Annotated in this window: 2 protein-coding genes and 1 pseudogene; all 3 read left to right on the top strand. The window is 42.3% G+C overall.

The features are described 5' to 3' along the window. Positions 1-53 precede the first annotated feature (53 nt). Positions 54-1,031, top strand: a pseudogene (cobW, locus tag RM368_RS38335) (cobalamin biosynthesis protein CobW); the annotation flags it as partial. Continuing rightward, on the top strand, positions 1,015-1,479 hold the full coding sequence (locus RM368_RS38330) for a hypothetical protein (protein ID WP_322698906.1): 465 nt from the start codon (positions 1,015-1,017) through the stop codon (positions 1,477-1,479). The pseudogene cobW and the gene RM368_RS38330, both read left to right, overlap by 17 nt. 18 nt (positions 1,480-1,497) lie before the next feature. Next, a partial coding sequence (locus tag RM368_RS38325) for a class I SAM-dependent methyltransferase (RefSeq protein WP_322698905.1) occupies positions 1,498-1,957 on the top strand: 460 nt, incomplete at its 3' end.

Here is a 1,957-nt window from a genome sequence, read left to right as displayed (position 1 = left end):
TTTTTCTTTTAGTCCTTTTATTTAGAATACCCGGAAAGTGACAGAAGAGGGCTAATGAAGGGCGACGCATTGCTGTTTTGGTGAATGAATTTGGAGAAATCGGAATTGATGGCGAACTTTTGCGTGATTGCCGAGTTTGTGACGATGAAGAAGACCCCAACAATAATATTGTGGAACTCACCAACGGTTGTCTGTGCTGTACAGTGCAAGAAGAATTCCTCCCCGCGATGCAAGAATTACTGAAACGACGCGCCAGCCTAGACTGTATGTTAATTGAAACCTCTGGACTAGCACTGCCAAAACCATTGGTGCAAGCATTTCGCTGGCCAGAGATTCGCACAGGCGCTACAGTAGACAGCGTAATTACTGTGGTGGACTGTGAAGCTTTAGCAACTAATCAATATGTAGGTGATTTAGCAGCCCTCTTAGCACAACGACAAGCCGACTCTAGTCTAGAACACGAAACACCCATTGAGGAACTGTTTGAAGATCAACTGGCTTGTGCTGATCTAGTATTGCTTACCAAGAGCGATCGCGTTGACGAACAAACGCAAGTTAGGGTGCAGGATTGGCTAAAGCAGAACTTATCCCCTGGTGTAAAAGTCATTCCTTGCCAAGACGGTAAAATTAGTAGCGATTTGTTACTTGGTTTCAATGCTGCGGTAGAAGATAACTTAGAAAGTCGTCCCAGTCACCACGATACTGAAGAAGACCACGAACATGATGACGGGATTAATTCAGTGCAACTACTTTTAGACCAAGCATTTGAGCCGTCTGTCTTGATTAAACGCTTGCAAACATTGGTGCAACAGCAAGAAATTTATCGAATTAAGGGATTTGTAGCAGTTCCGAACAAAGCCATGCGTTTGGTATTACAGGGTGTCGGTAATCGATTTGACTACTTCTACGATCGTCCTTGGCAATCCCATGAACCCCGTCAAACACGATTAGTATTGATTGGACGAGAGCTTGAGCAGGTTCGTATTGAATCATTGGTGTTGGGGGAGGAAGTTAATGCGACCATCCAATAGTGTTTGGCAAGGAAATTTCGGCTACTGGCAAAACAACTTTATTCATAATAATCTGCTGGTAATCGGTTACACAGGATGGAAAGGATTTCAGTCATTTGGGCGGGGAGTTGTTATTTGTGATGTGGATACTAAAGTTACTCACCCTACAAATACAAGTCTTGATACAGTTCCCTTCACCCTGCAATTTCTCCCCTCCGATCTGATTGGGTTTTACTTGCGTTCGTTTCAGGATGGCGGATTTATATCACAATCAATCTGTTTATCCATGATTTCATCAATTTCCCCAGCAGTCGCAACATACAATCCCCATCAAGATATTCTTCTGGTGCTAAAAGCTGAACCTCAGATTGAGGTTAATTTTTTACACCAACTAAAAATTACTCCACCCAATTGCTACGAACAAGTTTGCAAGCGTTGGTCAGAATTTGAACCAAGTTTAATGCCTTAAAACCTACTTTATTCATCAATGCTCAAGCCAAAATCAAGCAAAATTCCCAAACCAACTCGTTACCAAAATGCAGCGATAGATTATTACATGGGACTGACAAATTCCTCTTATCTTCGTTACGGGTATTGGGAACCACTACCTACTGTGGGTGAAGAATTAACTCTAACTCGTCTGCGTGTGGCTCAGGAAGCCTATACAGCCAAACTTTTGAGTTTTATCCCAGAAGGTATCAAAACTGTACTTGACGTAGGCTGTGGGATTGGTGGTAATGCGGCATATTTGTGTAGCTGCGGTTTCATTGTTGAGGGATTAGCACCCGACGCACTCCAGCAAGAAAGATTTATTCAAAATACCAACGGTCAAGTACCTTTCTACTTAACGAGATTTGAAGATTTTCACTCCTCAAATTCCTACGATCTGATCTTATCCCTCTTCTGTCACTTTCCGGGTATTCTAAATAAAAGGACTAAAAGAAAAA

The sequence above is a fragment of the Nostoc sp. DedSLP03 genome, from assembly GCF_034530815.1.
Classification (GTDB): domain Bacteria; phylum Cyanobacteriota; class Cyanobacteriia; order Cyanobacteriales; family Nostocaceae; genus Nostoc.
Note: the sequence above shows the minus strand (reverse complement) of the source record. Positions and strands in the feature narration are given on the sequence as shown.